This is a genomic window from uncultured Senegalimassilia sp. (genome assembly GCF_902464545.1).
In the GTDB taxonomy this organism is placed as follows: Bacteria; Actinomycetota; Coriobacteriia; order Coriobacteriales; family Eggerthellaceae; genus Senegalimassilia.
The window spans coordinates 23,426-49,951 of record NZ_CABQJR010000005.1 but is presented as its reverse complement, the minus strand read 5'-3'; the positions used below and the strand labels follow the sequence as shown (position 1 = coordinate 49,951).

Here is a 26,526-nt window from a genome sequence, read left to right as displayed (position 1 = left end):
GGATACGCCGTTCCATCATACGCCACGGCTTTTGCCCGGCATCCGGCAGGCCCGGCGTCGGCCCGCAAAACGCCGAAAAGGGGACGAGCGCGCTCGTCCCCTCCATGGTCGCAAAAACCGCGTTTCCTAGAACTTGGCGTAACGCTCCAAGTTCTTCTCGAGCGTTGCCACGAAGCGCGCCGCGGTGCCGTCGAGCTGCGCGCCCTTCTTCTTCAGGTAGCCCAAGCGCAGCGTGACGTCCGCGTCAAGCGGAACCGTGCGCAGCTGCGCGCCATCGGAGATGCCCACCAGGATGCCGGAGGTGACCGTGTAGCCGTTGAGCGCAACGATCAGCTCGGAAAGGCTGGCGCGGTCGGTGGTGGCGATGGACTTGGCGCGCGGCTGGTCGCCCAGCGCCTCCTCGAAGAAGGCAGCCGGAACGTCGTTTCCCTGGTCAAAGTAGATGTAGGGGTAATCGGCAAGCTGCTCGAGCGTCAGGCTGGACGCGTTGACCAGCGGGTGGCTTGCCGGCAGCGCCACGCGTGGGGCCGACTCGACCAGTTGCACGAACTCGAGGCCGGCGGCGTCGAAGGCGGCGTCAAGCTCCGCGGCGGTCGCGGAGGTCTCGAACACCACGCCCAGCTCGCTTTCGCCCGATGCCACGTCATCGATGACGCCCTGCGTGGTGCGGTCGCGGAACGCGTAGTTGTAGGAGTCGCCGCCGAGCGCCAGCACCGTGTGCGCAAACGTCTGGACATTGAACAGGTAATGCTGCCCGGAAACGGAGAAATCGTATGCCATGGGAAGATCCTTTCGTTCTGTGCCGCATCCCGCAAAAGCCTGTTGCGGGATGCGGTCGATGTGAACCAGATGGTTTTGCGCCGTCGCTTACTTCGCGCTGTCGCGCTCGTCGATGAAGCGCTTCGCCTTGTGCTCGCTGGAGGTGCCCAGCTTGTCGGCGTCGAACACGATGACCTTGGCCGGACGCACGCCCGTGTGGGCCTTCAGCGCCGCCTCGACGCGCTTGGACACCTGATCGTAGGGCTCGTCGCTGCCAAGGGCGCGCTCGACGGACACCTCATAGCGGGTGGTGAAGTTCTCGTCGTACACGCGGATGGAGTACTCGCCGGTCAGGCCCGCTTCTTTGCGCACGACGTACTCGACGTCGGAGGGGAACACGTTCACGGCGCCCACGATGAACATCTCGTCCTTGCGGCCGGTCACGTGGATGCGGGCGTGGGTGCGGCCGCAGTTGCACTTCTCGGTGGAAACGTAGCCGATGTCGCCGGTGCGGAAGCGGATCATCGGGCGGGCCTTCTTCATAAGGGTGGTGTAGGTCAGCTCGCCCACGCTGCCGGGCTCGAGCACCTCGCCGGTGACCGGGTCGACGGTCTCAACGAGGATCTGGTCCTCAACGATATGCAGGCCGTCCTTCGCCTCGCACATGGCCGCGCAGGCGCCGTAGATGTCGGACAGGCCGAAGAAGTCGACCACGTTCGCGCCCCACAGCTCCTCGATGCTCTCGCGCGTTGATTCGATGGAACCGCCCGGTTCACCTGCGACGATGATGGTGCGGATGCTGAAGTCGTTGCGTGGGTCGAGGCCCTTCTCCTTGATCTTCTGGCCCAGCGTCCAGGCGTAGGAGGGGCTGGTCCAGATGATGGTGGGCTGGTACTGCTTCAGCACGAAGATCAGGCGGTCGGAGGGGATGGCGCCGGCCCAGATGGCAAGTGCGCCCAGGCGCTGCGCGCCGATGACATCGGGGCCGCCGACGTACAGGGCGAAGTTCAGGCCGTGGACGTAACGGTCGTTGGGGCGCATGCCGGCCTGCCAGAACAGACGGGCCTCGGTGTCCTGCCACAGGTCGAAGTCCTCCTGCGTGAAGGGGCTGACCGTGGGCACGCCGGTGGAGCCGGAGGAGGTGGCCATGAACACGACGTCCTCCTCGGGCACGCTGCACAGCTCGCCGAAGAAGCTGCCCACGTGCTGGGTCTCGCGCTCGGTCTGCTTGTTGATGAACGGGAACTTCGCCAGGTCGTCAAGCGTTTTGATGTCGGAGGGCTTCACGCCGGCGGCGTCGAAGCTGCGCTTGTAGTAAACGGTGTTGTCGTAGGCGTACTGCACCATGGTCTGCAGGCGCTCGAGCTGCAGCTGCTCAAGCTCGGGGCGCGGCATGCACTCGATCTCGGGATCGTAGTACTTCTGGTCGTACGGGATGTTCTTCTTTGCCATGATGCGGTGCTCCTTGGATCGCGTAGTGCCGGCGGGCGCCTTGCCTGCCGTGGTTTTGCTGTTCGTATTGAAACACCGAATTGCCCGGTATTCAACGCAGGTTACTAGGATATTTATCGATGGATTGTTATCGGGCAAATCGATAACCTAGCTGACCTGGGAATATATGGCGAAGGAAGGGGCGGGGAAGGGGAAGCTGGCGAAAAGAATCGCGATGTTTGCCGCGGGTATTTGTCGGTTTGCGTGCTCAACGGTTGTCGGGTGAGCTGCCGCATGGGAAGAGGGGGGAGTGGAGGGCGGAGAATAGGGAAGGCGAAGGCGTGTCGCCTTCCCTATTCTCCTTGCGTGCTGTCCGGGTACCAACGCGCCCTTTGCCAGCTGCCTTTTCGCTGTTTACTCCCTTTCTGCCAGCTCGCGCAGAAGCTTGATCTCGGCTGCGTAGCCGGGCAGCTCGTTGGGGGTTTCCAGGATGAAGGGCAGCTCGCGCAGCGCGGGGTGCGTGACGATGCGCTGGAATGCGTCGACGCCGATGAAGCCTTGGCCGATGCACTCGTGGCGGTCCTTGTGCGCTCCGCAGGGGTTCTTCGAGTCGTTGATATGCACGGCACGCAGGCGCTCAAGGCCGATCACGCGGTCGAACTCGTCGAGCACGCCGTCCAGGTCGTTCACGATGTCGTAGCCGCCGTCGTGGATGTGGCACGTGTCCAGGCACACGCCCATGTGATTGGAAAGCTCCACGCGGTCGATGATGGCGGCCAGCTCCTCGAACGTGCGGCCCACCTCGGTACCCTTGCCGGCCATGGCCTCCAGCAGCACCGTGGTGGTCTGTTCGGGGCGCAACACTTGGTTGAGCAGGCCCGATATCAGCTCGATGCCCGTTTCTGCGCCTTGCTTCACATGGCTTCCCGGATGGAAGTTGTAGTAATTGCCGGGCACGGATTCCATGCGTACCAGGTCGTCTGCCATGCATTCGAGCGCGAACTCGCGGGCGTGCGGCTTGTCCGAGCAGGGGTTGAGCGTGTAGGGGGCGTGCGCCACCAAGGGGCCGAAGTTGTGCTCGGCCATCAGCGCGCGCAGCGCCGCCGCGTCGGCGGGGTCGATGGCCTTCGCCTTGCCACCGCGCGGGTTTCGCGTGAAGAACGCGAACGTGTTCGCGCCGATGGAAAGCGCGGTTTCGCCCATGGCTAGAAAGCCCTTCGACGTTGACAGATGGCATCCGATGGTCAGCATATCGACCCTTTCTTCGTTTGCGAATTTGTTTGAACCGCGGAAGCGGCGGTTTTGCGGGATGGCGGCGCGGACGTCGGATTCGGATTCAACGGCTCCGGCTCCGGGCGCCTAGCGTTCGCACGCCCAGCGTTACCAGAGTCCTAGCGCGTGCTGCGCCGCCAGGCTCGTGCATGCAATGGCCACCCAGCATGCCGCGCCCAGCACGATGGGTTTTGCGCCCGACTTCACCAGGCCGACCACGTCGGTGTTCAGGCCGACGGCCGCCATGGCAACCACGATGAAGAACTTGCTGAGCGTTTTGAGCGGCGCGAAAACGGCCGGGTCGACGCCTGCGGCGCTGGCGCCCGTGGCCACCAGGGAGGCGCACACGAACAGCACGATGAACGTGGGCAGCGCACGTTTCAAGCTGAAACCGCTGGTAGATGCATCATTCGCGCCGTTTTCCGCGGCTTGCTTGCGTTCGTGCGCGGAAACCCATAGCGCCAGCGCGAACGTGATGGGGATGATGGCGAGCGTGCGCGTGAGCTTGACGATGGTGGCGTAATCGAGCGCGTTTGCGCCGGGGTGCATGCCGTCCCATACAGCTGCGGCGGCGGTCACCGACGACGTGTCGTTGACCGCGGTACCCGCGAACAGGCCGAAGCCGTTATTGCTCAAACCTATAACGTCGCCAAGCGTGGGGAAGATGAGCGCTGCCAGCACGTTGAACAGAAACACCACCGATATGGCGTGCGCCACTTCCTGATCGTCGGCTTTGATGACCGGCGCGGTGGCGGCGATGGCCGAGCCGCCGCAGATCGAGGACCCCACGCCGATGAGCGTGGCGGTGCGCCCGGGCACGTGCATCACGCGGCACAGCACGGCCGCGGTGATCAGCGACGCGGAGATGGTGGACAGGATGACGGGCAGCGACATGGCTCCCACCTGGGCCAATTGCGTCAGCGGCAATCCGAAGCCCAGCAGCACCACGGCGGTTTGCAGGATCTTCTTCGACGCGAACTTGATGCCCGGCCCCGCAGCGCCCTTCTCCTTCCAGAACGTACCGATGACCATGCCCAGCAAAATGGCGAACACGGCGCCGCCCACCAGTGGCACCGCCTGGCCGAGAAACCAGCAGACGACGGCGATAAGGGCGCTTACGGCAATGCCGGGCGCAAGGGTTTTGATGTGGGACATGAGGTGCTTTCTACGCGTAAGTTGTATGACGCGGTCAACTATAGCGCAACGTCCCGGTGGAGCTATGCGCCAGCGCGCGCATCCGCCTGAAGAACATCGATGGCGATGTCCACGGCGTCTTGGATGCAGCCGGGGCAGGAGCGGAGCGGCCCCGCGGGGTTGCCGATGCCCTTGAGCTCGGAGCAGATGGTGGTGCCGTTTTGCGCCTTGAATCGCGAGCACATCTGATCGGCCAGCTGGTACGTTTCCATCTTGCTGACGGGGTTTTCGCTACCGGCGCTTTTGGCCCATCCGGCCGCCATGACGGCGCCCGACACCGCGCCGCAGGTCTCGGTATAGCCGCCCATGCCGCCGCCAAAGCCCTCCATCAGGCGAAACGTCTGGTCGACGTCAAGCCCGATCGCCGGCGCCAGCGTGCAAGCGACCACCTGCGCGCAATTGAAGCCTTGCTCGAGATACGCCATCGCCTGCGTTTTGCACGCATCGTGGTCAAGTTCCAAAATCGCCTGTTTCGACATGGCAGTTCCTTTCCCCCTAGGTTTGCCCTATTGTAACCGCTGACATTTTGCAGCTTGCCGGCAAAAATGCGTTCAGGTTTGCGCACCGCGGTAAGCTGAGCGTGAACATAATGAAAGGGGAGCCCGCCATGAGCCACAAATTTTGCAACCTTACGGCAGATGAGGCGCTCGAGCGCCTGCGCGAGGGAAACGCTCGCTATCTGAGCGCGAGCCAAGCGCAGGGCGATGTGTCGCCGGAGTTGCGCCAGTCGACGTTTTGCGAAGGCCAGCGCCCGTACGCTATCGTGCTGGCGTGCTCGGACTCGCGCGTGATCCCCGAGGCCATCTTCTCGGCGGGCATCGGCGAGCTGTTCGTCATCCGCGTGGCCGGCAACGTGGTGGACAAGCACCAGCTCGGCAGCATCGAATACGCCGAAGACCACTTGGGCTGCAACCTGGTGGTGGTTTTGGGCCACACGGGCTGCGGCGCCGTCGACGCCGCCATGCATCACGAGCCCTACGGAACAGTGAAGTTCATCACCGACGAGATAGCAGACGCTATCGGCAACGAAACCGACGAAGCCGCCGCCTGCCTGGCGAACGTGGCGCGCAGCGTACGCCGCATCGAGGAAAGCCGCAAAGTCCGAATCGACGAGGCGGAACACGGCCTACGGGTAATAGGAGCCCTCTACCAAACCGACACCGGCGAAGTCCAGTTTTTGGAGCGATAGCCGAACGCGGATGCGCCCGCGGGATTCCGCGGGCGCATCCGCGTTTTCGTTAGGTTGTTTGCGGACCGTTGGGCCAGCGAGGTCGCCATCCCTCGCAAGCTGCCTGCATGAACACACCTCCGTCCCCTGTCCACGGGGGGTCGCCGGGGCATCGAACCCATCGCCCCCCGCAGGCGCCTTACGCGGCTTTCTCCTCTTGCTCGAGCTGGGTGCGGGCGTAGGCGATGGCGTCGTCGATGTTCGGGCGGAAGCGATCCTTGCCCACCAGGTCGACGAAACCGGCGCGGCGCATGGTCCTCATGGGCTGCTCGTTGGCGTGGCTGAAGATCAGCTGCACGCCGTTTTCCGCGCAGTACTCGTACAGGTTCTCCAGCGCGTTCATGCCCGTGGCGTCCAGCGAGGGCACGCCGCGCATGCGGATGATCAGGTACTTCGTGAAATCCTTCACCGAGATGTCGGAGATGCGGTCGGTCATGCCGAAAAACATCGGGCCGTTGATCTCGTACACGCGAACGCTCTTGGGCAGCTCGCGCAGGTGCGTAACTTCGGAGTCCTTGTCGCAGAAGTACGTCCAGCCCTTCACCTCGGTCTCCTCGGAAACCATCTTCATGAACAGCACCACCGTGATGAGCATGCCCACGGCAATGGCGGTGACTAGGTCGAACACGATGGTCAGCGTGAACGTCAGCAGCAACGTGGCCACAGCACCGCGCGAGGCCGTGACGCAAAGGTGGGCGAAGTTGCGCCAACCCGACATGTTGTAGGCAACTTGCAGCAAAATTGCCGCAATGGTGGGCATGGGGATGAGCGCGGCATAGGGCATCAGGAATACCAGCACCAACAGCAGCACCGCGGCGTGCACCATGCCGGCGATGGGCGTGCGGCCGCCGCTTTTCACGTTGGCGGCGGTACGCGCGATGGCGCCCGTTGCGGGAATGCCGCCGAAGAGCACCGAGCCCATGTTGCCGACGCCCTGCGCCACCAGCTCCATGTTGCAGCGGTGATGGCCGGAAATCATGGAGTCGGCGACCACGCACGACAGCAGCGACTCGATGGCCGCAAGGATGGCGATGGTGATGCCGTTGGCAAGCTCGTCGCGGAACAGGTCCAGGCTGAGCTGGGGGAATTGCAGCGTGGGCAGGCCCGCCTCGATGGTGTACAGGTCGCCGATGGTGTTGACTTGCAGGCCGAATGCGGGCACCATGGCGGCGCCCACGATAACAGCCACCAGCGAACAGGGGATGCGCTTGGACACCTTCGGCCACAGCATCAGGATGACAAGGCACACCACGCCCACCAGCACCGCCTGCCAGTTCACCGTGGAGATGTTGGCCGCCAGGGCGCCCAGCTTGTCAGTGGTGTCGACGGTAGTGGTGCCGGCGGGGTACGTCAGCCCCAGCAGGTCCTTGATCTGCCCGATCACGATGGTCACCGCGATACCGGCAGTGAAGCCGGTGGTGATGGTGTAGGGAACGAAGCGAATGAGCGTGCCGAGCTTCAGCAGGCCCATGAGCACGAGTATCACGCCGGCGATGATGGTGGCCGCCACCAGGCCCTCCATGCCGTCGGTGGCCACGATGCCCGCGACGATGGTGGCGAAGGCGGCGGTGGGACCGGAGATCTGCACGCGGCTGCCGCCCAAGAACGCAATCAGGAAGCCTGCGATGATGGCGGTGTAAAGGCCCTGCTCAGGTCCGACGCCTGATGCGATGGCCAGCGCGATGGAAAGCGGCAGCGCCACCACGGCAACCACCACGCCCGAGACGATGTCCTTCGGGATCTGGCGGCGCAGCTCCTCTTTGCTGGAGTGCTTGATGATGCTGAATAATATGGGCTTGATCTTGTCTCGCTGCATGGCCTTCGTTTCGCGTCGGAATGGTCGGTTTCAAAGCTCCTGCAACGCAGCCCGCCGGGCGATGGAGACGACAACGCCCCAACCGGGCCTTTTCCCCGGATGGAGCGTGATGTGTCTTCAGATTGTACGGCATGCCTAGCCGCAAGAGGGTGTTTATGGTAACGCGGCAAAGCCGCCCGCCGCCCGACCACACAAAATCGCCAGTAAGAAGGGATATCGGCGCTGACGCGACGGCCGGGGGCGATTCGAGACAAGTCGGCAAGATGACGCCAGATGTCGCAAATGTAGGGAAATAACCTACATTTGCGACAATTCAAGCGAGGCAGATGGCCTTGAAGTCCTTCCATCAAGTTTTGCACCTCGCCCCATGCGCTCACAGGCGCAGGGCTGCTTTTCGTCATCCAACTGACGAGGCAAAGGCCTGCAGATACGCTTACGGCATCATCAAAGACCATCCATTCGCCGATGGTAACAAACGAACCGCCACCGCCTTCATGGGTACATACCTCAGGCTATCCGGGTTCGAATTCAAGCCATCCCATGCCGACCTTCTTGAAGCCATGCTCGGTACTGCCGATGGTACATGGGACTTCGAACCGCTTGTGGAGTGGGTGCAAACCGCTGAGGGATAACCGCGCCAAACGAACGGGGGACGGAGGTGTGTTCGCGCGGAAACGCGTTCACGCATGCAAGCACGTCGCTCGCTCCCCGCGGCGCGCCTGATGCCTGGTCCGTCCCCGCTCCGTCTCCCCGCTACCCCTTGCACGCGTCGCGCCATTCGGTGGGGGAGATGCCGGTTGCTTGCTTGAACGCCTGCGAGAACGCCGAGGGTCGTGGCCAACCCAGGCGCTCGGCCACGTACGCGACCGAATCGCCGCTTGCAAGCAGGACCTTTGCGCGTTCGATCCGGCGCGCTTTGGCGTATCGCCCGATGCTTTGCCCCGTCTCGCGCGAGAACGCCGAGCACAGGTGCGAGCGACTCACGAACAGCATGCTCGCAAGCTCGTCGAGGCCGGGTGCGCGCCCCTCGTCGAGCATGCGCTCGATGGCAGCCTGCGCCTCAAGAGCAAGTTCGCCGCGCTCGCGCGCCGAAGCGCCGCACCGCGCGTCCTCGTCACCGGCGCATGACGCGGCAAGCTCGGCCACCATCTGCTCGACGCGCGCCTGGATAAGCAGCGCCGAACCCGGCCGGTATTGCGGCCCGGTTCCTAGCAGCGCCGACATGATAATCCGCGATTGCGCCTCATCCCACGCGCGTCCGAACCGCTCGAACATGCCCGAGAACGCGCCTGGCCAGCGCAAATCGAGTTTCTCGAAATACTGCGGCAGAAAGCAGATGCAGCGCGACGAATACAGGCCTCCCCGGCGCAGCGTGCCGGAAGACGAACCCGCTGGCTGCACGAACGAGTACAGCGATCCGTCGAGCAGCGCCCGCGGCCGGTCGATCATCCGCGGCATGGTGGCCTTGGAATCCTCCGACACCATGCACACGCACGCATATGCGCTCTCGGGCGACTCGACCAGCGCCATATCTCGCTCCATATACACCTCGTGGCTGAACGCGATGCAGAAATCCCCAACGGGCATGCCCCACGCCGACCCGCAGCCCCAGGTGTTCCGACCCGTGCCCGACCAGCCTTCGCCGTTGCGGCGGATGACGATCCCGAACTGCTCGAGCTGCGGCTCGTAAAGCGAGCGAACCGCGCGTGGGATGGCGTTGTAGGCGGAAGCATCGGTCATTCGGATTCGTCTCTCATTGTTTCGGTTTCGTGCACGCGCTCAGCAGGAATGTTTGCCAAGGCTTCCTTGCATGATAAGTTACGCCAAGGTAACTAGCAAGAGGCATTCCGCGCCGGCAAAACGCCCAAAAACGCGCCGCGCAAAAGCCCCAAATAGGGAAGGAATAACTATGGCCGAAGAGGAACCACGCCCAACACCTCGCCAAAACGCCGACGAAGCCGCCGACCCGCCCACCGCCGAAGCACCTTGCTTGGCAGCAGGCGACGTCGGCGGCGGCGAAGCCGTAGGAAAATCGTTTGCGGCAAACGCCGAAAACAACCAAACCGGTGTCAATGTTGCTGGCGAAGCCGTTGACCCGTCGGCAACCCCCACTCCCAGCCCCAAACGCAACGACATCTCCCAGCTCCTCGACTTCGCAGGCAGCAGAAAGCCGCTCACGTACCTCGGCTTGGCGCTCAGCGCCGTATCGCAGCTGCTCGGCTTCGTGCCCTACGTGTGCATCTGGCTTGTCGCGCGCGACCTTATCGAAGTCGCGCCGAATTGGCAGGCCGCGCAAGGCATCGCCGCGTACGGCTGGTGGGCCATCGGCGGCGCGGTCGCCTCGATCGCGGCCTATTTCCTCGCGCTCATGTGCACGCACCTGGCCGCGTTCCGCACGGCGTCGAACATGCGCAAGCAAACCACCGAGCACCTCATGCGCCTGCCGCTCGGTTACTTCGACACGCACGCAACCGGCGAGCTGCGCCGCGTGATCGACGGCTGCGCTGCCAGCACCGAATCGCTGCTCGCGCACGTGTTGCCCGATGCGGCGGGTTCGATCGCCATGGTGGTCGGTATGCTCGCGCTGCTGTTCGCCTTCGATTGGCGCCTTGGCCTTGCGTGTCTGGTCCCGATCGTGATCTCGGTCTGCTGTCTCATGACCATGATGTCCGGCAAGGGCATGGAGTTCATGAAAGCTTATATGGGCGCGCTTGTGCGCATGAACGAAACCGGCACCGAATACGTGCGCGGCATCCCCGTGGTGAAGGTGTTTCAACAGACGGTGCACTCCTTCAAGGCGTTCCACGATGCCATCGCCGACTACGCGCGCATGGCGCAGGACTACGCGGGCACGTTCTGTCGAAAACCGCAGGTCCTTCAGCTGTCGGTGCTCAACGGCTTGGTGGTGTTCCTGCTTCCCGTGGCGCTCATCCTGGCGCCGGGCGAAGCGGATCTCCCCAGCTTCGTGGTCGATTTCGCCTTCTACGCCATCTTCTCGGCGGTCATTCCCACAGCTATGGCGAAGCTCATGTTCATGAGCGAGGCGTCGCAGATGGCGGGCGATTCCCTCGGCCGCGTGCGTGCGATCTTGGAGGCGAAGCCGCTCGAGGCCCTCGCGAACCCGCGCCACATCGAGGGCGGTGACGTGCGCTTCGAGCACGTGTCGTTTGCCTATGAAGGCGCCGCAGCCAACGCGCTCGACGACGTGAGCTTCGAAGTCCCCGCCGGCACGACCCTCGCGCTCGTGGGTCCGTCGGGCGGCGGCAAGTCGACGTGCGCAAGCCTGATACCGCGCTTTTGGGACGCAACCGCCGGGCGCGTGCTCGTCGGCGGCGTGGACGTGCGCGACGCCGCCCCGCACGAGCTCATGGACAAGATCGCGTTCGTCTTCCAAACCAACCAGCTGTTCAGCCGAACGCTCGAGGAAAACGTGCGCGCAGCCAGGCCCGATGCCACGCGTGAGCAGGTGCTGGCAGCGCTGCACGCCGCGCAATGCGACGACATCGTGGCGAAGCTGCCGCAGGGCGTCGACACGCACCTCGGCGCCGGCGGGGCGTATTTGTCGGGCGGCGAAGTGCAACGCGTAGCCCTTGCCCGCGCGATCCTCAAGGACGCGCCCATCGTGGTGCTCGACGAGGCCACGGCGTTCGCTGACCCCGAGAACGAGGCCCTCATCCAGCGCGCCTTCGCGAAGCTGGCCGAGAACCGCACGGTGATCATGATCGCCCACCGGCTCTCGACGGTGGTGGGCGCCGACCAGATCGTGGTGCTCGACCAGGGTCGCGTGGCCGAGCGCGGCACGCATGCCGAGCTGGTCGAAGCTGGCGGGCTGTACGCATCCATGTGGGCCGACTACGAGCAGGCCGCAAGCTGGAAGATCGCGGGCGCGCAGACGGAAGCGGCCGCCATGAAGGGAGGTGAGGCATGATGTTCGCCTCGTTTAAGAAGAAGTACTTCCTTTCCGACAAGGGCATGTCCGGCGTGAAGCGCGGCGTGTTCTGGACCTGCGTCACGAACCTGGTCACCATGGCCGGCATGGCGTTTCTGTTCCTGGTGATGGACGGGTTCGTGAAACACCTGACCGAAGGCGCCGACCTGCCGGGCGCGGCGCTGTTTGCCATAGGCCTTGCGGTGTTCTTCGCGGCGCTGTTGCTGTCCAACTGGCAGCAGTATTACTACTCCTACTGCATTTACTACGAGGAATGCGGCAACCAGCGCATGGAGATTGCCGAGCGTCTGCGCAAACTGCCGCTTTCGTTCTTCGGGCGGCGCGACCTGGCAGATTTGACCGAAACCATCATGGGCGACGTGCAGGTCATGGAACACGCCTACAGCCATGCGCTCGGCGAGCTGTGGGGCGCCGTGATCTCGACGTCCATTGTGTTCGTGTGCTCGCTGTTCTTCTGCTGGCAGCTTTCGATCGCGGCGTTTTGGAGCGTTCCGGTGGCTTTTGCCCTGTTGTTCGCCACGCGCAAGCCGATGAAGCCGGTGTTCGAGCGCAATAGGATGGCGAAGCTGAAGGTGACGCAAGGCATCCAGGAGACGCTCGACTGCGTGCGCGAGATCCGCGCCACCAACCAGGAGCGGCACTACCTGGCGGGCCTGAACGCCACGATCGACGCCACCGAGCGCGAATGCGCGAAGGGCGAGCTGACCAACGGCCTGCTGGTGAACACGGCGTACGCGATCTTGCGCCTGGGCATCGCCACCACGCTTATTGCGGGCGCGGCCCTTATCGCCGCAGGTCAGATCGACTTCATGGTCATGTTCGCGTATCTGCTGGTGATCTCGCGCATCTACGCCCCGTTCGATCAGGCGTTCGCGCTGGTCAGCGAGTTGTTCGCCTCCGAGACGTCGGCGGCGCGCATGCGCTCGATCATGGAGGAGCCCATGGCCTCGGGCACGGCCGAGTTCGCGCCGGCGGGCCACGATATCGAGTTCGACCACGTAGCGTTCTCCTACGGCGCCGGCGACGACGGGCGAGCGGGGGAGCGCGTGCTGGCCGACGTGAGCTTCACCGCGCGGGAAGGCCAGGTGACGGCGCTGGTGGGGCCGTCCGGCTCGGGCAAGTCCACCTGCGCGCGCCTAGCTGCGCGGTTCTGGGACGCCACGGGCGGCGCGGTGCGCGTGGGCGGCGTCGACGTGTCCACGGTTGACCCCGAAACGCTGCTGCGCGATTACGCCATCGTGTTCCAGGACGTGCTGCTGTTCGACGACACGGTGATGGGCAACATCCGTCTTGGCCGCCGCGACGCCACCGACGCCGAGGTTCTGGCCGCCGCGCGCGCAGCGAACTGCGACGAGTTCGTCAGCCGCATGCCGCAGGGGTACGACACGAAGATCGGCGAGAACGGCTCCAAACTCTCCGGTGGCGAGCGTCAGCGTATCTCGATTGCCCGCGCACTGTTGAAGAACGCGCCCATCGTGCTGCTCGACGAGGCGACGGCATCGCTCGACGTAGAGAACGAAACCAAGGTGCAATCGGCCCTTTCAAGGCTACTAGCAGGCAAAACGGTCATCGTGATCGCGCACCGCATGCGCACAGTCGAAGCCGCCGACAAGGTGGTCGTCCTCAAAGACGGCCAAGTAGCCGAGCAAGGATCGCCCGAGCAACTGAAAGCCGCCGGCGGCCAATTCGCCCGGATGGTGGCTCTGCAAAGGGAAACCGAAACCTGGCAACTGTAATCCGAGAAGCGGCGGGGCAAGCCCTTGCCGCTGCCGCTTCTCGCTTGCTCCGTGTTGTGAACGGGGGACGGAGGCGCGCTCGCGCTGACCGCTCGTGAGGGGCGATGTGTCTGCTGGGACGCAAGCAGCCTAATGCAATGGCAGCTGCGCCTGTGCGATTTCGCGATCGCATCTGCGTTCCGGTAGGGTTGCCCCGTTTGCTGCCAAAAAACGTGCGAGTGCGTGTTCTTAGACCTGGCTGAGCGTTTGATTTATTTCCTATTGCGAAAGTGTCCTGATAACAAGGGATTTAACCATGCATTTTAGTGCGCTAGGAGTGCTTTTTGCCCAGGTTGACCAGCAGCGCGCTCTCATTTACACTCACTCGCGCAATTTTTGGCAGCGACTCTCCGAGACCCCTCCTAATCTTCAATCCGCATAGCTAATCTTCAAAAGAAATTGAACATTACACCGATACACTGAAGATTAGCGCCGATCGAAATCGATGGCGAAGCAGCGTTCCCGCTACCTCCGCATCTCGTTCCCGCTACCTCCGCATCTCGTTCCCGCCGCCCCGGCATCCCGCGCTCGCCACACTCGGCCCCGCGCCCCGCGCCCCGCTTGCGCGCTCATACGCTATCATCAGCAGCGTCGTACACCTCGCGATGCCCAGGGCCTTGCTTGGGCGGTAAGGGATATCGGTGAGCTTGCTATCCGTGTTCATCCAGGGACTGACGCTGGGCCTGGCGTATCTGGCGCCCATCGGGATGCAGAACCTGTTCGTCATCAACAGCGCCCTGAGCCACAGGCTGGGCCGTGTCATGGCCACCGCGCTCGTGGTGGTGTTCTGGGACGTCTCGATGGCCCTGGGTGCTTCTTCGGCGCCGGCGCGCTGATGGACGCCCTCCCGTGGCTCAGGAGCATCGTGCTGGGCCTTGGCGGCCTGCTGGTCGTATGCATAGGCGTGGGGCTCATCAGGTCGGAAGCGGACCTATCCTGCGATAAGGAAATGAACCAGCCCTTCGCGAAGATCATCCTCGCAGCCTTCGTGGTGACGTGGCTGAACCCGCAGGCAATCGTCGACGGGACCATCATGCTAGGCGCGTTCAGGGCCACGCTTCCCCCAGGTGGCGACCCCTGCTTCATCGCGGGCTTTGCAACCGCCAGCTTCGTCTGGTTCAACGCCCTGGCCCTCGTGTTCAACCGGCTGGGCAGCAAGATCAACGTGCGCGCTCTCACGTGGGTTAATCGCGTCTGCGGCGTTGTAATCGCTCTCTACGGTCTCAAATTGCTCAGCACCCTTGTGTTGTTGTAGGCGAAAGAGCTGGTGAGGTGCATCTGGCGTTTGGGCGGCTCGCCCGACCTTCCTGGCCGGACTCTGGCGCTTGAAAGGGCCTTGTCTGATGAGGCGATTCCCCCGGGTGCATTGAATGATTGCGGCATTTAGCGTTTGATACAGGTTTGACCTGCGGTTTTGGTATGTGTCGTTATTCGCTGAGCCTTCAATCCACAGCTCTGGCCGCGATGTTCGCCCGTTCACGTGCTCGTATCATGGCGTTTGGCGAGGGTTCGGCCTAGCTGATGTCAAAAGCTCAAACGAATCCACTCCGTGTAAGAGTCGTAAGGGCAGGCAAGCAAGCGATCCTTAGCGGCAACGTCATAAAACCCTGCTTAACCAGCATCCCGTCGAGGCGGGGAGCGCCAGTGTCTATCTCCCATATCCCTGAAATCCTTCGAAATCACGCTGCGTACAGTCGGGGGCTGCAAACCACGCGACAGTTCTTTGAAGCTTCATTCCATCCAAGCCATGCAGGCTGGGAAAATGCCAGCATTCCGGTAGCTATGCGGTTTACTCTCTAGAAAAGTTGCGCTTATGACGCAACCTACAAATAGTACGCAACCATGCGGTTGCATAATATGCTTCAGCTTGCTATGATTCTCATCAACAACTGCTCGTTTGAGCATCGATCACTTGCAAGGAGGAACTATGATCGCACTAAACGCTATTGAGCAGAAAACCTATCAAGACCTGCTGTCAGCTATCGCTAAACGGCCGCAAGGCAGCAAGGTCCAAGTTTGCGACCTGTTCGGCATCGACCTTAGCCAACCCACTAACCCTCGCATCGCCCGCAGGCTGTATGAAGAGGTTGCCGCTGGCATGGTCCGGCTTCAGCCGCTGGGGCAACGAAGCGGCGAAGGATACCTTATCCTATAGCCGTATTTCGCAAGGCTCCGCATTCCAGCGGTGCGGCGCGAGATGCCGTGAGCGCCGCATGCCCTGAGCCTCGCCGCTTCTCTGCTGCGAGCATCGATCTGGCACCTTCGGTGACCACTGCGTCTTTGTCGCAAGCATCGATTCGCCCCCGCGAGCCACTGCGCTTCGGCCGCAATCGTCGATTCCGCATTGGCAGACAGACGTCGCCCATGGGGTCAAAAACGCCATCCGTAAAACAACCCACCATCCCAGCGGCACCGGCCACTGCAAGCACACTCAACCCATCAACCGCCAACGCATAAAAGGACCATCATGCAAATCAACATCGCGTTAACTGACAACAACTCCGAACAGGCGGAAACCCTCAGAAGCCAGTGGTATCCCTCCGCTAGCTCCCAGCAAATCCGGGACTCCTTTATCTTCAACGAAGTGATTGATCGCTTCCAAGGAGACCCGGTCGAAGTCCTGGCAGATTACTTCCGAAGCGACGACGACTCCCGCACGGCCCAGCGACGTATCACACTAAGGCAGGACACGAACGAACGCTTGAGGACGATCGCTTCAGTGGCGAACAAGCCCATAGCTGCCACGTTGCGGGCCCTCATTGCGCACGCAGTCGATAACCTTGCCGTAAGCGACGCAAAGGAGCAGGTCGAAGCGCAGGCGGACGCCACGCAGCTCCAGCTGCTCAACGAGAAGATCGCCCAGCTGGAAAGGCAGATTAAGGCCTGCACGAAAACCCTAGAAGACATCAAGCGGCTCGCAAAGTAAACGGCGAACGCCGCAGCGGTGATGCGCTCGCGTGCCGCCAACGTGCCGAACTCGAATCCCGCATCAAGCGCATGATCTGCGTGCGCCCGCCAATAACGCACGTCAGCGCTCTTACAAACCAAAACCGTAAACCCAGGAGTCCTATGATCTACGCCATGAGTGATACACACGGTTGCCTGGCGCCCTTGAACGCGGCGCTTGAAACGGTGGACCTGCGCGACGGCTGCTCCAGGCTCATCCTGCTCGGCGACTATTGCGACCGCGGTCCCGACAGCCTGCAGGTCTACGAAAGAATCATGCGCCTGCAGGACGAATATCCGGGGCAGGTGGTGGCGCTGCGCGGAAACCACGAGGAGATGCTCCTCGAATACTGCGACATGGTCGCGGACCCCGATTACGCCCGCGCGTGGATGCTGGCCGACTCCGGGCTCGCAACAACCAAAAGCTTCCTCGGCGCCAAAGCGTTTCAGCAGGTCGTTCATATGCTGAAGCTCAGGCGCTTCGAGGACGCGTATCGGTTCTCCGTCGAGCGGATGAAGGCCGACCACGCGGACGTCCTATCGTGGATTCGCGGCCTCCCGTACTATTACGAAACGCCCACCCAGGTGTTCGTGCACGCAGGGATCGACGAAGACGCCGGCGACCTCTGGAGGATAGGAACCCCGCCAGAATACTTCACCGCGATGATGCCCGATTACGTGGGCCGACATTTCGACCTGGACGTCATTGCCGGGCACATCACCACAGAAACCATCTCGGGAACACCCGGCTATCACGGAATCTGGCACGACGGTGCCTCCCACTACTATATCGACGGCAATGCCGTGGAAAACGGCCGCATCCTCGTGTTGCGATACGACGAGGCGACCGGCAAATACAGCGGCGAAGGGCTGGAGTAAGGCCGTTTGCGGCTGCGGCCGACCACCTTCCTGGTTTGCTGTCATTCGCAAGCAGGATGCGCCGGCGGCGTGGCACGTATAATCTGCCCGAGAAAGCAAGCAGGCCGGAAGATCAGCTCTTCCGGCCTGCTTTTGTTTTGCGAAGCGGTGTTTGACTTGCTCCGTCTCGCTTTGCCTTGCGGCGGTGCGTTTCCTCGCGTTTTTGACTCGCTTCGCTGCGTTTCGCAGCGTCGCAGGGTCGTTCCCGACCTTCGCCACGCCGCGTCACGCTAGCGAGACCTCCTTCGCGTTCCCTATGCAGCCACGTCCTCGCGGCGAGCCATTGCCTTCTCGTAGTCCTTCGTGCCTACGAATACCTCGTGCTTGTAGGGGTTGACGCCCAGCTTCTTGGCGCGGTAGGCCACGTAGCCCACGGCGGCGACGTTCGCGGCCAGCGCCAGCACGCTGACGACCAGGTTCACGTCGGGGTTGTTCACCGACTGTACGGCGAAGATGGAGTCGTTGGCGAACATGGGCACCACCTGGCAGAACATGCACCACAGGCTCAGCGTGTAGGCACGGTTCTGGATCCAGCCGCCCTTGTTCCACAGCATGCCGGCCACGGTGGGGGCCAGGAGCAGCGCCAGGCCGCAGTACCAGGAGTGCGTGGGCAGGCAGTTGTAGGTGTAGCAGAAGTTCCAGATGTCATAGGAGATGATGAACACCCACGTCATGTCAGGCCACAGCATGTCCTGCTTCTTCTTGGACGTGTAGATGCCCCACCAGCCGGTCATGACGAAGATATTCAGGAGGCCGGCGATGCCGTTGAACACGTTGTGCCAGCCACCGTACAGGGTGACGCCTTCCGAGGACACCCAGGTGGTGCCGAACGCGCGCACGGCGCTTTCGAAGTCGCTGACCACGGCGATCAGGATGTTGATGGCCACGATCACGAACGGGAAGCACTTGAACCAGTCGGCGTTGCCCAGCTTGCCCCAGTGGTACTTCAAGATCATGAAGCCGATGCACCCGGCGGTTGCCGCGTAGAGCTTCGCGTAGTGGAACCAGCTGTTCATGTACAGGTACGTCGGGTTGTTCAGCGCCCAGTCGGCACCGGCGGCCGCGCCGGCGTAGATGGCGATGAAGTAGCCGGTCAGGATGGCGGGAATCACCAGAAAGCAGGTGATGCCGCCGGCCTTCGTACGGCGTGCGACCTCGTTGAACCCGATGAGGGCCAGAAAAACCACCACCCATCCGATCCACTGGTAGACGGCGGTATCGCCGTAGACTTGGAACAACATGATGACCTCCCTTGAGTCGATACGCTCTCGCATCCGGCATTTCAGGCGCACAATGCCCGGGGCCGCTTGCGATGCCCTTTTCACCAGGCGTTTTGCCTGGTTGTTCCCTGTGTTAGTCGGTGACCGTTAACCGGCTTGCACCGGTTTGCGCATGGTTTCGCGCTCCATGTGCAGCGTTTGCGCGATGATGTCGCGCAGCACCTCGTCGGGCGCGTCGCGGTGCGTTCGCACGTAGCCGCAGATGCCCATGATCAGTATGTAGAACGTCTCGTAGACGTGGTCGATGTCGATGGGGTGGTTCTGCGCGTAGTCCTGCACGGTGGTCTCGATGAAGTAGCTGGCCATGCGGTCGGCTACGCGGTTGATGAACTCCAGGTAGAGCGACGCGTTCTCGTGCGTGTCGAGCGCGCGGCGGAAGCTGGAGTGCTCGAAGACGCCCACGCGCATGACGGTGACAACTCCCGCCAGGCTGCCTTCGATATCGCCGGGGGTGCGGTGCTGGTTCCAGAACTGCAGCGACTCGATGTAGTCGTTCACGAAGTCATCGATGACTGCGGAGGTGACCTCCTGCTTGTTGCGGAAGTAGTGGTAGAACAGCGACCGCGCCACGCCGCAGCGCTCGCTGATGTCCTTCACCGTCGTGGCGGACAGGCCCTGCTCCTCGTAGAGCTGCCGCGCCGCATCGACGATCTGCTGCCGCCTTTCGTCGCTCATCCGTGCCACCTCCCCTTGGTGCGCGTTTGTTGCGCCGTTGCGCGCCGTGCGCTGCGTTCCCGGGTGCGCGTCCGCGACGTGCGGGCGTTTCCCCAGTTGTGCACTTTGTTTTCCCCTTGGCGCGCATCGCGTTTCCCATTCCCCTCGGGCACTTGCGATGGCCATAGCATACGGGGTGCGTTGACGCAGCGTCAATGAACACATTTGCAGAAACGTCAAACATTTGATGGAGAAATCTTGCTATTATGCGGCCATCACGTTCACGGGTGCAACGAAAAGCATGCAAGTGTGAAAGGAGGGCGTGATGGAGACGAACGAACAGGCGAAGGCGAAGGGTGGCAAGCGCCGCCGGGTCCCCATCGTGTGCGCGGTGGTGGCCGTGGTACTCGTGTGCGCAGGCGGCGGGTTCTATGTATGGCATAACCAGCCGAGTTTCTGCAACGCGATCTGCCACGAGCCCATGGACTACTACGTGGACGGCTACTACGGCGAGGGCGATGCGGCCCATGCGCAGCTGGCCGTGGCGCACCAGCAGGAGGGGGTCACATGCCTGCAGTGCCACGAGGCGACGCTTGAAGCCCAGGTCAACGAGGGTACGGCGTGGGTTTCCGGGTCGTTTGAGACGAACGCCGACGGCAGCTTGGCGCCGCAGCTGATCACCGCGGACAAGCAGCAGTGCGCAACCGCCGGCTGCCACGACTGGAGCGACGTGGTCGTCGCCACGGAGAACTGGGGCGGTCAGGCGGGCGTGAACCCGCACCGGTCGCACCAGGGCGAGGCCATCGATTGCAGCAACTGCCACAGCGTGCACGGCCAGTCGATCATGTACTGCAACACGTGCCATAGCTGGGAGGTGCCGGAGGGCTGGAGCAGCCCGGCCAAGTAGCGCAGTTCTGCTTGCCGCGTTTCGGCAAGCCGGTTTTCGAAAGGAAGGACCGACATGAGGAAGACGACAGCAGCGGCCTGCGGCGCAACGGCGCTTGTACTGGGGCTTTCGGGTTGCGGCGCATCGTTCGAGGGTTCGGGGTCCAAAGACGCCGCAAGCGCCGAGCAGCTGGCCATGCACGCCGACGATCCATGGGATGCGGTGGTGCAGATCGACCCCGTCAAGAAGTGCGACACGCCGTTGCGCGACGGGGTGTACACGGGCACGGGCAAGGCAATGGCTGGCAACGTGACCGTCACGCTCCTGGTCGACGACAACCGTATCACGTGCCTGGAAACCGCCCAGGACGGCGAGACGCAAAGCGTCGGCGGGTTCGAGGCGGTGCGCGACGGCACCTTCGCCAAGATGATCGAGGCCGCGCAGGGCTCGGATATCGACACCGTCAGCGGGGCCACCATCACCACCGCGGGCGTGAAGCAGGCGGTCGACGACGCCCTGGCCCAGGCGACGGATACGTCCGCCGACCAGGCGAAATCGGGCAACTAGCGAAAGGGGAGGACATGAGCAAGCATGATAGCGAAGCGCGCGGCATCACGCGACGCGGCTTTCTCAGCGCCGCTTGCGCCGTAGTGGGCGGCACGGCGGCGACGGCGGCCATGCCCGCGGCGGCGCTGGCTGTGGAGCAGGGCGTCATCGGCGATTGGGCGGCCGACGGCTCGAAAAACGTCGCCGTGCCCGACAGCGCCGCCACCAACGGCAGCGGCGCGGACGGCACGTATCGTGAGCACAACGCCGCAGCGTTCCCGGCAAACGACGCCACGCCCATCGCCCCGCGCGCGGTCCCCGAGACGTGGGACTACGAGTGCGATGTGTGCGTGGTGGGCGCGGGCGGCGGCGGGCTGAACGCGGCCGCACGTGCGGCCGAGCTGGGTGCCGACGTCATCTGCGTGGAGGCGCTGGGTTTGCACGGCGGCAACGCGCAGTCCGCGGGCATGTGCGGCATCCTGGGCGGGTATTCCGGCCAGAACAAGAAGCACTTCGCCTTCCCCAGCTACCCCTTCGACGCGCAGGCGCTGACCGATTGGGCCATGGACGAGTACCATTACGCGGCCGACCCGAAGCTTATCTACAAGATCGCAAGCGAAGGCGGCAAAAGCCTGGACTGGATGGCGAATTGCGGTGTGCGCTGGCGTTTGGGCGAGGTGCCGGTGTACGTGGCGCCGAAGAACGCCACGCTCGACCACCACGTGCTGAAGATGAAGGACGCTACCGACGCCATGTTCGCCTTCGGTCAGAGAAACGGCGTGCGCTACAAGTTCCAGTGCCCGGCAACGGCGCTGGTGCGCGACGATTCGGGGCGCATCGTGGGCCTGGTGGCGCGCGAGGATTTCGACCATGAGGTGTACATCCACGCCAAGGGCGCCGTCATCCTGACGGCCGGCGGCTTCTGCAACAACAAGGCGCTGCTGGAGAAGTACATCCCCACGGCGGCTATGGGCTGCGCGTCAAGCTACCTGGTGGGCGGCGAAACGGGCGAGTGCTTCCGCATGGGCCTGGGCGCGGGCGCCGATGTGTCGGGCTTCAACAGCTCGGCCAGCTTCGACGGCGGCGTCGATTGGCAGGCCGAAGGCGGCCAGTGGGCGCGCTTCCTGTATGACGGCATGACGCAGCTCTCGCGCCAGCCGTGGCTGACCATCGACCGTTGCGGCAACCGCCTTCGCTATATGGACAGCCGCGTGGCCGAGGACGGGGCGAACGCCATCTACGCCCTGGGCGACCTGGCAACCATCCAGATGACGCCTCCGGGGCATCGCAGCTACATCATCTTCGACGCCGATTACGAGGATCATCTGGCGGGGTTCGCGCAGGAGCATTGCCGCAAGCTCATCACGCCCGACCTGGAGCAGATCGACAAGGTGCCCGAGCATTACCGCGACTGGCACCACGGCGTGCAGGACGCCATCGACGCTGACGTGCTCAAGCGTCGCGACACGCTTGAGGAGCTGGAGGCCGACCTGGGCTTCGCGCCCGGCGTGCTCACCGAGGCGGTGGCGAAGTGGAACGAGTGCTGCGAGCGCGGCGAGGACGACTTCATGTACCCCATGCCGCCCGAGTGGCTGCACGCCATCGTGAAGCCGCCGTTCTACGGCTGCCGCATCGGCGGCAACCTGTACGGCACGAAGGCCGGTCTGCTGATCAACGACCAGATGCAGGTTGTGGGGACGAACGGCCTGGTCATCCCCGGTTTGTACGCCGGCTGGCACACCGCCGGCGGCGCGTGCGGCGAGAACAGCTACATCGGCGACCCGATCTTAGGTTCGCTCATGGGCGACGTGGGGCTGGCGTTTTGCGGCGGATACCTGTGCGGCACCTCGGCCGTGGAGCACGAATTGCAAGGCGCGAAGTAGGGAAGGGGCGTGACGGAAATGAAGGATTCCATGCGCACGATGGCGCGATCGTACGCCATCTTGTTCGCCATCGCGCTGGTGGTGGCGCTGCTTGCCCGCATCGGACTGGCGGTGATGGACGCGGCCGGGTGGCTGGCGTACGACTACATCTCGGCGTCGGGCGTGCCCATGCTCGACGTGATCTGCTCGATTTTGACCGGCTCGGCGTTCGTGGCGTTTCTGTTCGCGGCGGCGCTCACGCTGATGGTGTCGGCGGCCGGCGCGGTGCTGCAGGCGGCGCTGTTCGCGAAGGGCGTCGAGGGCGCCGGCAAGCCGGCGGCGGCGTTTCTGTGGGGTTGGGCCGCGGCGGCGGTGTCGCTGGTGTGCCTGCTGGTGGTCGCCAGCGGCATTTTGAGCGGCGTGCAGGTGGGTTCCATGAGCAGCAAGCTGCCGGGCGCTGGTGCGCTCGTGCTGGCGGCCGTGTGCTTCACGGCGTTTTTGGGCACGCTTCTGGGTGCGTCGTCGCAGGTCATGTGCGCGTGCATCTCGTGTGCCGGCGGGCGTGCGAGCTGGAACCTGGTGGGCGCGGCGGCCGTGTGCGGCGCCGTGGTCATGGTGCTGACGGTGCTCACGTTCGCGGCTATTAACACGGCCAGCCCGAACATGGCGGCCGTGGGCGGCCTACTGGCGGTCGACTGCGTGGTGAACGTAGCGCTGTTGCTGGCGGCGAGCAAGTTCACGAAGTAGGGAAGTGCGGGGGCTTTTGCGGAAGCGCAAAAGCCCCTTTTCGGCGTTGCGAGGGTTTGGGAGGAGGAGTGTTGTGCGCGAGCTTTGTTCCGTGACGTTTCGGGCGTTCGATACCGTGTGCGCCGTGTCGGCCGATGTCGATGCGGCAGCGTTGCGCGAGGTCGAGGCGCTTTGCGCGCGATACGAGCTGCTGCTGAGCCGCTTCAACCCGGAAAGCCGCCTGTTCGCGCTCAACGCCGCTGCGGGTGAGTGGGTCGACGTGGGCGACGAGCTTGCTAGTGTTTTGCGTGCTGCGCTGGGATATTGCGAGCGCACGGACGGGCTGTTCGACATCACTATGGGAAGCGTGTGCCGCCTATGGGATTTCAAGCGCGGGGTCGTGCCGGACGATGCCGCCATCGCCGAGGCGCTTGCACATGTTGACTGGCGCAGCGTGCAGGTCGAAGGAACGCAGGCGCGCATCACCGACCCGCGGGCAATGGTCGATTTGGGCGGCATGGCGAAGGGATATATCGCAGATAGGGTGATTGACCTGCTGAAATGCCACGGCGCAACCAGCGGCGTGATCAACCTGGGCGGCAACGTGGCCTGCTTGGGCAGCAAGCCCGACGGCAGCGCATGGAACGTAGGCCTGCGCGCGCCCGTCCCCTCGGGCGGCAGCTTGCAGGCCGCATCGTTCACCAGAGTTTCCATACGTGGGGAGTCGGTAGTGACCAGTGGCGTCTACGAGCGCGCCTTCATACGCAACGGCCGCGTACTCCACCACATTCTGGACCCCCGAACAGGCAAACCGGCGGAAACGGATGTGCTGTCCGCAACCGTCATAGCCGACAAGTCGCTCGACGCCGACGGCTACACCACCGCGCTCATCATCATGGGCGCCGAGCAAGCTCTAACCTTCGCCGAGCAAACCCCCGGCATAGAGGCCATCCTCCTAACCACCAACGCCCACCTGCTAAAAACCACCGGCTTGCAAGGTGAGGACGTGGACATGGTAGCAAGGTTGTAACCGATGCAGCTGGTTTCTATAATGGATATACATAGATATCCATTCTTGGGAGGTAGCCCTATGGACGCAGTGCTCGGCAAATGGGGGAACAGCAAGGCCTTGCGGGTTCCAAGCGAACTGTGCAATCAGCTTGGAATCGACGTCGGCAGCGTTGCGAAGGTAACCGTCAACGAATCTTCTCGATCTCTCACATTTTCGTTTGAAGCACCGCAACAAGCTTACTCGCGGAGCAAACGAATGACTATGAAAGACTTTGCCGCAGGCTGGGAAGGCCCTAAAGTCGGTAAAGAATGGGGCGGCGGCGATGTCGGAGCCGAGGTGACCGAATGACCTTATACGAACAAGGCGACATCATCGAAGTTGATTTCGACCCCACCCTTGGACACGAGCCGAAGAAAATGCGATCCGCTTTAGTGGTATCTGTTGGGTATTTCAATAATGTCCTCTCGAGCCTTACCGTAGTGTGCCCCATTACATCAACGGTTAACGGGCATCCCCTACATGTGGAGATAGCAAGCGATAATGCCGTACATGGATGCGTATGCTTGGAGCAAATACGCGCTATCGACTTGAGCAGCCCCAAACGCCGCGTCAAGAAAACAGGGCTATCAATGGACACGGAAACCATGACGCGGGTGCTCGACGGCATCGGCGCAATGTTCGGCATCTAATTGCGTAAGGGCCCGGTTCGAATGCTCGAACAACGCCCGCCTGCTACAAACCACCGGCATAACCACCAAAGGCGCAAGGCTGCGAGTTGAGTAGGTGATGATTTTCTATGCTATAATATTAATTAGTTTGTAGCATAGAAAATCAAGGAGGGGACTACGGACGCGTTTGCTGAGATAGCGGCGGCGAATGGAGGATACGTGACCGCTTCGGAAGTCGAAGCGAGGGGTATCCAGAATCGCGAACTCGCCAATGCAGTAAACCGCGGCGAGCTTGTCAAGACGGCGCGCGGCCTCTATTGCACGCCCGAAACCTGGGAAGACGAGTACGTGAGAGCCCAGCATCGCTTCGCCCGTGGCATCTTCTCTCACGACACGGCGCTTTACTTGCTCGGCTTGTCCGATTCCGCCCCCGAATCGCTCGCAATGACTTTCCCTAGGGGCTATAACCCGTCTTCTGCGAAGAAGTCAGGTATCATCACGAAGTCATCGCCCGCCGAGCTACACGAACTCGGTTGCATTGAGCTAGGCACGCCGTATGGCAACATCGTGCGTGCCTATAACGCCGAACGTACCTTATGCGATATGCTGCGCGGCACGTCGTCGCCCGACCTCCAACTGCTTTCGCCGGCATTTCGCTCGTATTTGTCATCGCGAGAAAAGAACCTGCCAAAACTGCAATCGTACGCCAAAGCGCTTGGAGTCTCCCCCAAAGTAAGGAAGTACACGGAGGTGCTGCTATGAATACGAGAAACGCGATGCAACTCAAAGCGCTTATCAATAACAAGGCGAAGGCAGCACACGTGTCACCTCAATTGATGCTGCAGAATTATATGCTTGAGCGATTGATTGACCGGATTTCAAGATCTTCTTGGAGAGATTGCGTCATCGTGAAAGGCGGCATGCTTATTGGGTCGCTCATCGGCGTTGATCGACGCACTACGAAAGATTTAGACACGACAGTGCGAGGTTTTACCCTAACTCATGAGAAGGCCGCTGAAGTCTTCGGCGATATTTGCGATATTGATGTCGATGACGATATATCCTTTGAGATGATTCGCACGGAAGATATTCGAGAGGCAGACGAATACCCAGGTATTCGAGTGTTTTTGCGTGCTTGCTATAAGCCGCTCGCAGTCCCGCTGTCTATCGATGTGACAACAGGCGACAAGATAACCCCTGATGCCATAGTTTATGAGTACCCATTCGTGTTCGATGAAGGCTCAGCAAGGATTATGGCTTATCCACTAGAGACCGTATTGGCTGAGAAAGTCGAGACCGTGCTTTCTAGAAATGTTGCCACTACGCGCATTCGCGACTTTTACGATGTTTACGAACTTTGGCGCATCAAGGGCAACGTTGTCGATCGCTGCGTTCTTCGAGAAGCACTCTCCGCTACATGCGAAAAGCGAAATAGCTGGGGAGCCATCAAGCATCGCGAAGAACTGATTAACTCGATGTACGGCGATGATGGCCTCGAGCGTCAATGGCAAACATACGTGTCTAAACATTCATATGCGGCCGATATCACGTTTCAGGAAACGCTTGATGCCGTTCGCGACCTTACATCAGTTGTCTTTACGTAA

The 26,526-nt window shown here is 62.4% G+C and carries 27 protein-coding genes; 18 read left to right on the top strand and 9 right to left on the bottom strand.

All coding sequences use genetic code 11. The features are described from left to right. Positions 1 to 126: 126 nt before the first annotated feature. The 5 genes from RDW26_RS02550 to RDW26_RS02530 form a co-directional block, all read right to left on the bottom strand. Positions 127 to 780 (bottom strand): LysR family transcriptional regulator substrate-binding protein, encoded by a 654-nt coding sequence (locus RDW26_RS02550; protein WP_307982394.1) that lies wholly within the window; start codon positions 778 to 780, stop codon positions 127 to 129. An 87-nt stretch (positions 781 to 867) separates the two neighbouring features. Further along, a complete protein-coding gene (locus RDW26_RS02545) occupies positions 868 to 2,211 on the bottom strand; it encodes an AMP-binding protein (protein WP_307982393.1) in 1,344 nt (447 codons plus the stop codon). A 393-nt stretch (positions 2,212 to 2,604) separates the two neighbouring features. Beyond that, positions 2,605 to 3,441 carry a deoxyribonuclease IV gene (locus RDW26_RS02540; protein WP_307982392.1) on the bottom strand — a complete coding sequence of 279 codons (837 nt, stop codon included), beginning with the start codon at positions 3,439 to 3,441 and terminating at the stop codon, positions 2,605 to 2,607. A gap of 129 nt (positions 3,442 to 3,570) precedes the next feature. After that, positions 3,571 to 4,617 carry a YeiH family protein gene (locus RDW26_RS02535; RefSeq protein WP_307982391.1) on the bottom strand — a complete coding sequence of 349 codons (1,047 nt, stop codon included), beginning with the start codon at positions 4,615 to 4,617 and terminating at the stop codon, positions 3,571 to 3,573. A gap of 62 nt (positions 4,618 to 4,679) precedes the next feature. Next, positions 4,680 to 5,135, bottom strand: a complete 456-nt coding sequence (locus RDW26_RS02530; protein WP_307982390.1) for a C-GCAxxG-C-C family protein — start codon at positions 5,133 to 5,135, stop codon at positions 4,680 to 4,682. Positions 5,136 to 5,263: 128 nt separating this feature from the next. On the opposite strand from RDW26_RS02530, the gene RDW26_RS02525 reads away from it, so the two are divergent. Further along, positions 5,264 to 5,845: a carbonic anhydrase gene (locus tag RDW26_RS02525; protein WP_307982389.1), complete on the top strand. Its 582-nt coding sequence runs from the start codon at positions 5,264 to 5,266 to the stop codon at positions 5,843 to 5,845. 178 nt (positions 5,846 to 6,023) lie between these two features. On the opposite strand, the gene RDW26_RS02520 is transcribed toward RDW26_RS02525, so the two are convergent. Next, positions 6,024 to 7,700, bottom strand: coding sequence for a SulP family inorganic anion transporter (locus RDW26_RS02520; RefSeq protein WP_307982388.1), 1,677 nt, complete (start codon positions 7,698 to 7,700; stop codon positions 6,024 to 6,026). A 326-nt stretch (positions 7,701 to 8,026) separates the two neighbouring features. Here RDW26_RS02520 and RDW26_RS09115 point away from each other — a divergent pair, with 326 nt between their 5' ends. Next, positions 8,027 to 8,332 (top strand): type II toxin-antitoxin system death-on-curing family toxin, encoded by a 306-nt coding sequence (locus RDW26_RS09115; protein ID WP_374110305.1) that lies wholly within the window; start codon positions 8,027 to 8,029, stop codon positions 8,330 to 8,332. A gap of 121 nt (positions 8,333 to 8,453) precedes the next feature. On the opposite strand, the gene RDW26_RS02515 is transcribed toward RDW26_RS09115, so the two are convergent. Beyond that, positions 8,454 to 9,440 carry an AraC family transcriptional regulator gene (locus tag RDW26_RS02515; protein WP_307982387.1) on the bottom strand — a complete coding sequence of 329 codons (987 nt, stop codon included), beginning with the start codon at positions 9,438 to 9,440 and terminating at the stop codon, positions 8,454 to 8,456. Between the two features lie 169 nt (positions 9,441 to 9,609). On the opposite strand from RDW26_RS02515, the gene RDW26_RS02510 reads away from it, so the two are divergent. The 7 genes from RDW26_RS02510 to RDW26_RS02480 all read left to right on the top strand — a co-directional run bounded on the left by RDW26_RS02510 (position 9,610) and on the right by RDW26_RS02480 (position 17,249). Next, positions 9,610 to 11,628, top strand: coding sequence for an ABC transporter ATP-binding protein (locus RDW26_RS02510; RefSeq protein WP_307982386.1), 2,019 nt, complete (start codon positions 9,610 to 9,612; stop codon positions 11,626 to 11,628). Continuing rightward, complete coding sequence (locus RDW26_RS02505) at positions 11,625 to 13,385, top strand: ABC transporter ATP-binding protein (RefSeq protein WP_307982385.1); 1,761 nt, start codon at positions 11,625 to 11,627, stop codon at positions 13,383 to 13,385. The genes RDW26_RS02510 and RDW26_RS02505 overlap by 4 nt, the downstream gene beginning before the upstream one ends. A 680-nt stretch (positions 13,386 to 14,065) precedes the next feature. Beyond that, positions 14,066 to 14,260: a hypothetical protein gene (locus RDW26_RS02500; protein ID WP_307982384.1), complete on the top strand. Its 195-nt coding sequence runs from the start codon at positions 14,066 to 14,068 to the stop codon at positions 14,258 to 14,260. Continuing rightward, the gene (locus RDW26_RS02495; RefSeq protein ID WP_307982383.1) at positions 14,260 to 14,679 is read left to right on the top strand and encodes a LysE family transporter; all 420 of its coding nucleotides are present in this window, start codon (positions 14,260 to 14,262) and stop codon (positions 14,677 to 14,679) included. The genes RDW26_RS02500 and RDW26_RS02495 overlap by 1 nt, the downstream gene beginning before the upstream one ends. Before the next feature lie 672 nt (positions 14,680 to 15,351). Continuing rightward, positions 15,352 to 15,579 carry a hypothetical protein gene (locus tag RDW26_RS02490; protein WP_307982382.1) on the top strand — a complete coding sequence of 76 codons (228 nt, stop codon included), beginning with the start codon at positions 15,352 to 15,354 and terminating at the stop codon, positions 15,577 to 15,579. Positions 15,580 to 15,891: 312 nt separating this feature from the next. Then, positions 15,892 to 16,350 (top strand): hypothetical protein, encoded by a 459-nt coding sequence (locus RDW26_RS02485; RefSeq protein WP_307982381.1) that lies wholly within the window; start codon positions 15,892 to 15,894, stop codon positions 16,348 to 16,350. Positions 16,351 to 16,493: 143 nt separating this feature from the next. After that, positions 16,494 to 17,249, top strand: coding sequence for a metallophosphoesterase (locus RDW26_RS02480; RefSeq protein WP_307982380.1), 756 nt, complete (start codon positions 16,494 to 16,496; stop codon positions 17,247 to 17,249). Positions 17,250 to 17,542: 293 nt separating this feature from the next. On the opposite strand, the gene RDW26_RS02475 is transcribed toward RDW26_RS02480, so the two are convergent. Then, on the bottom strand, positions 17,543 to 18,529 hold the full coding sequence (locus RDW26_RS02475; RefSeq protein WP_114621053.1) for a DUF5692 family protein: 987 nt from the start codon (positions 18,527 to 18,529) through the stop codon (positions 17,543 to 17,545). A gap of 126 nt (positions 18,530 to 18,655) precedes the next feature. After that, the gene (locus RDW26_RS02470) at positions 18,656 to 19,243 is read right to left on the bottom strand and encodes a TetR/AcrR family transcriptional regulator (RefSeq protein ID WP_307982379.1); all 588 of its coding nucleotides are present in this window, start codon (positions 19,241 to 19,243) and stop codon (positions 18,656 to 18,658) included. A 304-nt stretch (positions 19,244 to 19,547) separates the two neighbouring features. Here RDW26_RS02470 and RDW26_RS02465 point away from each other — a divergent pair, with 304 nt between their 5' ends. The 9 genes from RDW26_RS02465 (at position 19,548) to RDW26_RS02425 (ending at position 26,526) form a co-directional block, all read left to right on the top strand. Continuing rightward, on the top strand, positions 19,548 to 20,129 hold the full coding sequence (locus RDW26_RS02465) for a cytochrome c3 family protein (protein ID WP_307982378.1): 582 nt from the start codon (positions 19,548 to 19,550) through the stop codon (positions 20,127 to 20,129). Positions 20,130 to 20,183: 54 nt separating this feature from the next. Further along, on the top strand, positions 20,184 to 20,675 hold the full coding sequence (locus RDW26_RS02460; RefSeq protein WP_307982377.1) for an FMN-binding protein: 492 nt from the start codon (positions 20,184 to 20,186) through the stop codon (positions 20,673 to 20,675). Between the two features lie 14 nt (positions 20,676 to 20,689). After that, entirely contained in the window at positions 20,690 to 22,537 is a 1,848-nt protein-coding gene (locus RDW26_RS02455) for an FAD-dependent oxidoreductase (protein ID WP_307982376.1), read from the top strand. Positions 22,538 to 22,546: 9 nt separating this feature from the next. Beyond that, positions 22,547 to 23,263, top strand: a complete 717-nt coding sequence (locus tag RDW26_RS02450; protein ID WP_307982375.1) for a hypothetical protein — start codon at positions 22,547 to 22,549, stop codon at positions 23,261 to 23,263. 73 nt (positions 23,264 to 23,336) lie between these two features. Further along, entirely contained in the window at positions 23,337 to 24,272 is a 936-nt protein-coding gene (locus tag RDW26_RS02445; protein WP_307982374.1) for an FAD:protein FMN transferase, read from the top strand. A 60-nt stretch (positions 24,273 to 24,332) separates the two neighbouring features. Then, positions 24,333 to 24,602, top strand: a complete 270-nt coding sequence (locus RDW26_RS02440) for a hypothetical protein (protein WP_307982373.1) — start codon at positions 24,333 to 24,335, stop codon at positions 24,600 to 24,602. After that, positions 24,599 to 24,943: a type II toxin-antitoxin system PemK/MazF family toxin gene (locus RDW26_RS02435; RefSeq protein ID WP_307982372.1), complete on the top strand. Its 345-nt coding sequence runs from the start codon at positions 24,599 to 24,601 to the stop codon at positions 24,941 to 24,943. Before RDW26_RS02440 ends, RDW26_RS02435 begins: the two co-directional genes overlap by 4 nt. Before the next feature lie 141 nt (positions 24,944 to 25,084). Beyond that, complete coding sequence (locus RDW26_RS02430; protein ID WP_307982432.1) at positions 25,085 to 25,684, top strand: type IV toxin-antitoxin system AbiEi family antitoxin domain-containing protein; 600 nt, start codon at positions 25,085 to 25,087, stop codon at positions 25,682 to 25,684. Continuing rightward, positions 25,681 to 26,526, top strand: coding sequence for a nucleotidyl transferase AbiEii/AbiGii toxin family protein (locus RDW26_RS02425; protein WP_307982371.1), 846 nt, complete (start codon positions 25,681 to 25,683; stop codon positions 26,524 to 26,526). The genes RDW26_RS02430 and RDW26_RS02425 overlap by 4 nt, the downstream gene beginning before the upstream one ends.

Excerpts from the sequence above, each read along its gene's own strand:
- RDW26_RS02490 (WP_307982382.1), top strand. The coding sequence starts at position 15,352 with ATGATCGCACTAAACGCTATTGAGCAGAAAACCTATCAAGACCTGCTG.
- RDW26_RS02460 (WP_307982377.1), top strand. The coding sequence starts at position 20,184 with ATGAGGAAGACGACAGCAGCGGCCTGCGGCGCAACGGCGCTTGTACTG.
- RDW26_RS02550 (WP_307982394.1), bottom strand. The coding sequence starts at position 780 with ATGGCATACGATTTCTCCGTTTCCGGGCAGCATTACCTGTTCAATGTC.
- RDW26_RS02515 (WP_307982387.1), bottom strand. The coding sequence starts at position 9,440 with ATGACCGATGCTTCCGCCTACAACGCCATCCCACGCGCGGTTCGCTCG.
- RDW26_RS02540 (WP_307982392.1), bottom strand. The coding sequence starts at position 3,441 with ATGCTGACCATCGGATGCCATCTGTCAACGTCGAAGGGCTTTCTAGCC.
- RDW26_RS02535 (WP_307982391.1), bottom strand. The coding sequence starts at position 4,617 with ATGTCCCACATCAAAACCCTTGCGCCCGGCATTGCCGTAAGCGCCCTT.
- RDW26_RS02465 (WP_307982378.1), top strand. The coding sequence starts at position 19,548 with ATGGAGACGAACGAACAGGCGAAGGCGAAGGGTGGCAAGCGCCGCCGG.
- RDW26_RS02485 (WP_307982381.1), top strand. The coding sequence starts at position 15,892 with ATGCAAATCAACATCGCGTTAACTGACAACAACTCCGAACAGGCGGAA.
- RDW26_RS02495 (WP_307982383.1), top strand. The coding sequence starts at position 14,260 with ATGGACGCCCTCCCGTGGCTCAGGAGCATCGTGCTGGGCCTTGGCGGC.
- RDW26_RS02520 (WP_307982388.1), bottom strand. The coding sequence starts at position 7,700 with ATGCAGCGAGACAAGATCAAGCCCATATTATTCAGCATCATCAAGCAC.
- RDW26_RS02470 (WP_307982379.1), bottom strand. The coding sequence starts at position 19,243 with ATGAGCGACGAAAGGCGGCAGCAGATCGTCGATGCGGCGCGGCAGCTC.
- RDW26_RS02510 (WP_307982386.1), top strand. The coding sequence starts at position 9,610 with ATGGCCGAAGAGGAACCACGCCCAACACCTCGCCAAAACGCCGACGAA.
- RDW26_RS02480 (WP_307982380.1), top strand. The coding sequence starts at position 16,494 with ATGATCTACGCCATGAGTGATACACACGGTTGCCTGGCGCCCTTGAAC.
- RDW26_RS02525 (WP_307982389.1), top strand. The coding sequence starts at position 5,264 with ATGAGCCACAAATTTTGCAACCTTACGGCAGATGAGGCGCTCGAGCGC.
- RDW26_RS02475 (WP_114621053.1), bottom strand. The coding sequence starts at position 18,529 with ATGTTGTTCCAAGTCTACGGCGATACCGCCGTCTACCAGTGGATCGGA.
- RDW26_RS02455 (WP_307982376.1), top strand. The coding sequence starts at position 20,690 with ATGAGCAAGCATGATAGCGAAGCGCGCGGCATCACGCGACGCGGCTTT.
- RDW26_RS02440 (WP_307982373.1), top strand. The coding sequence starts at position 24,333 with ATGGACGCAGTGCTCGGCAAATGGGGGAACAGCAAGGCCTTGCGGGTT.
- RDW26_RS02545 (WP_307982393.1), bottom strand. The coding sequence starts at position 2,211 with ATGGCAAAGAAGAACATCCCGTACGACCAGAAGTACTACGATCCCGAG.
- RDW26_RS02425 (WP_307982371.1), top strand. The coding sequence starts at position 25,681 with ATGAATACGAGAAACGCGATGCAACTCAAAGCGCTTATCAATAACAAG.
- RDW26_RS09115 (WP_374110305.1), top strand. The coding sequence starts at position 8,027 with ATGGCCTTGAAGTCCTTCCATCAAGTTTTGCACCTCGCCCCATGCGCT.
- RDW26_RS02505 (WP_307982385.1), top strand. The coding sequence starts at position 11,625 with ATGATGTTCGCCTCGTTTAAGAAGAAGTACTTCCTTTCCGACAAGGGC.
- RDW26_RS02530 (WP_307982390.1), bottom strand. The coding sequence starts at position 5,135 with ATGTCGAAACAGGCGATTTTGGAACTTGACCACGATGCGTGCAAAACG.
- RDW26_RS02435 (WP_307982372.1), top strand. The coding sequence starts at position 24,599 with ATGACCTTATACGAACAAGGCGACATCATCGAAGTTGATTTCGACCCC.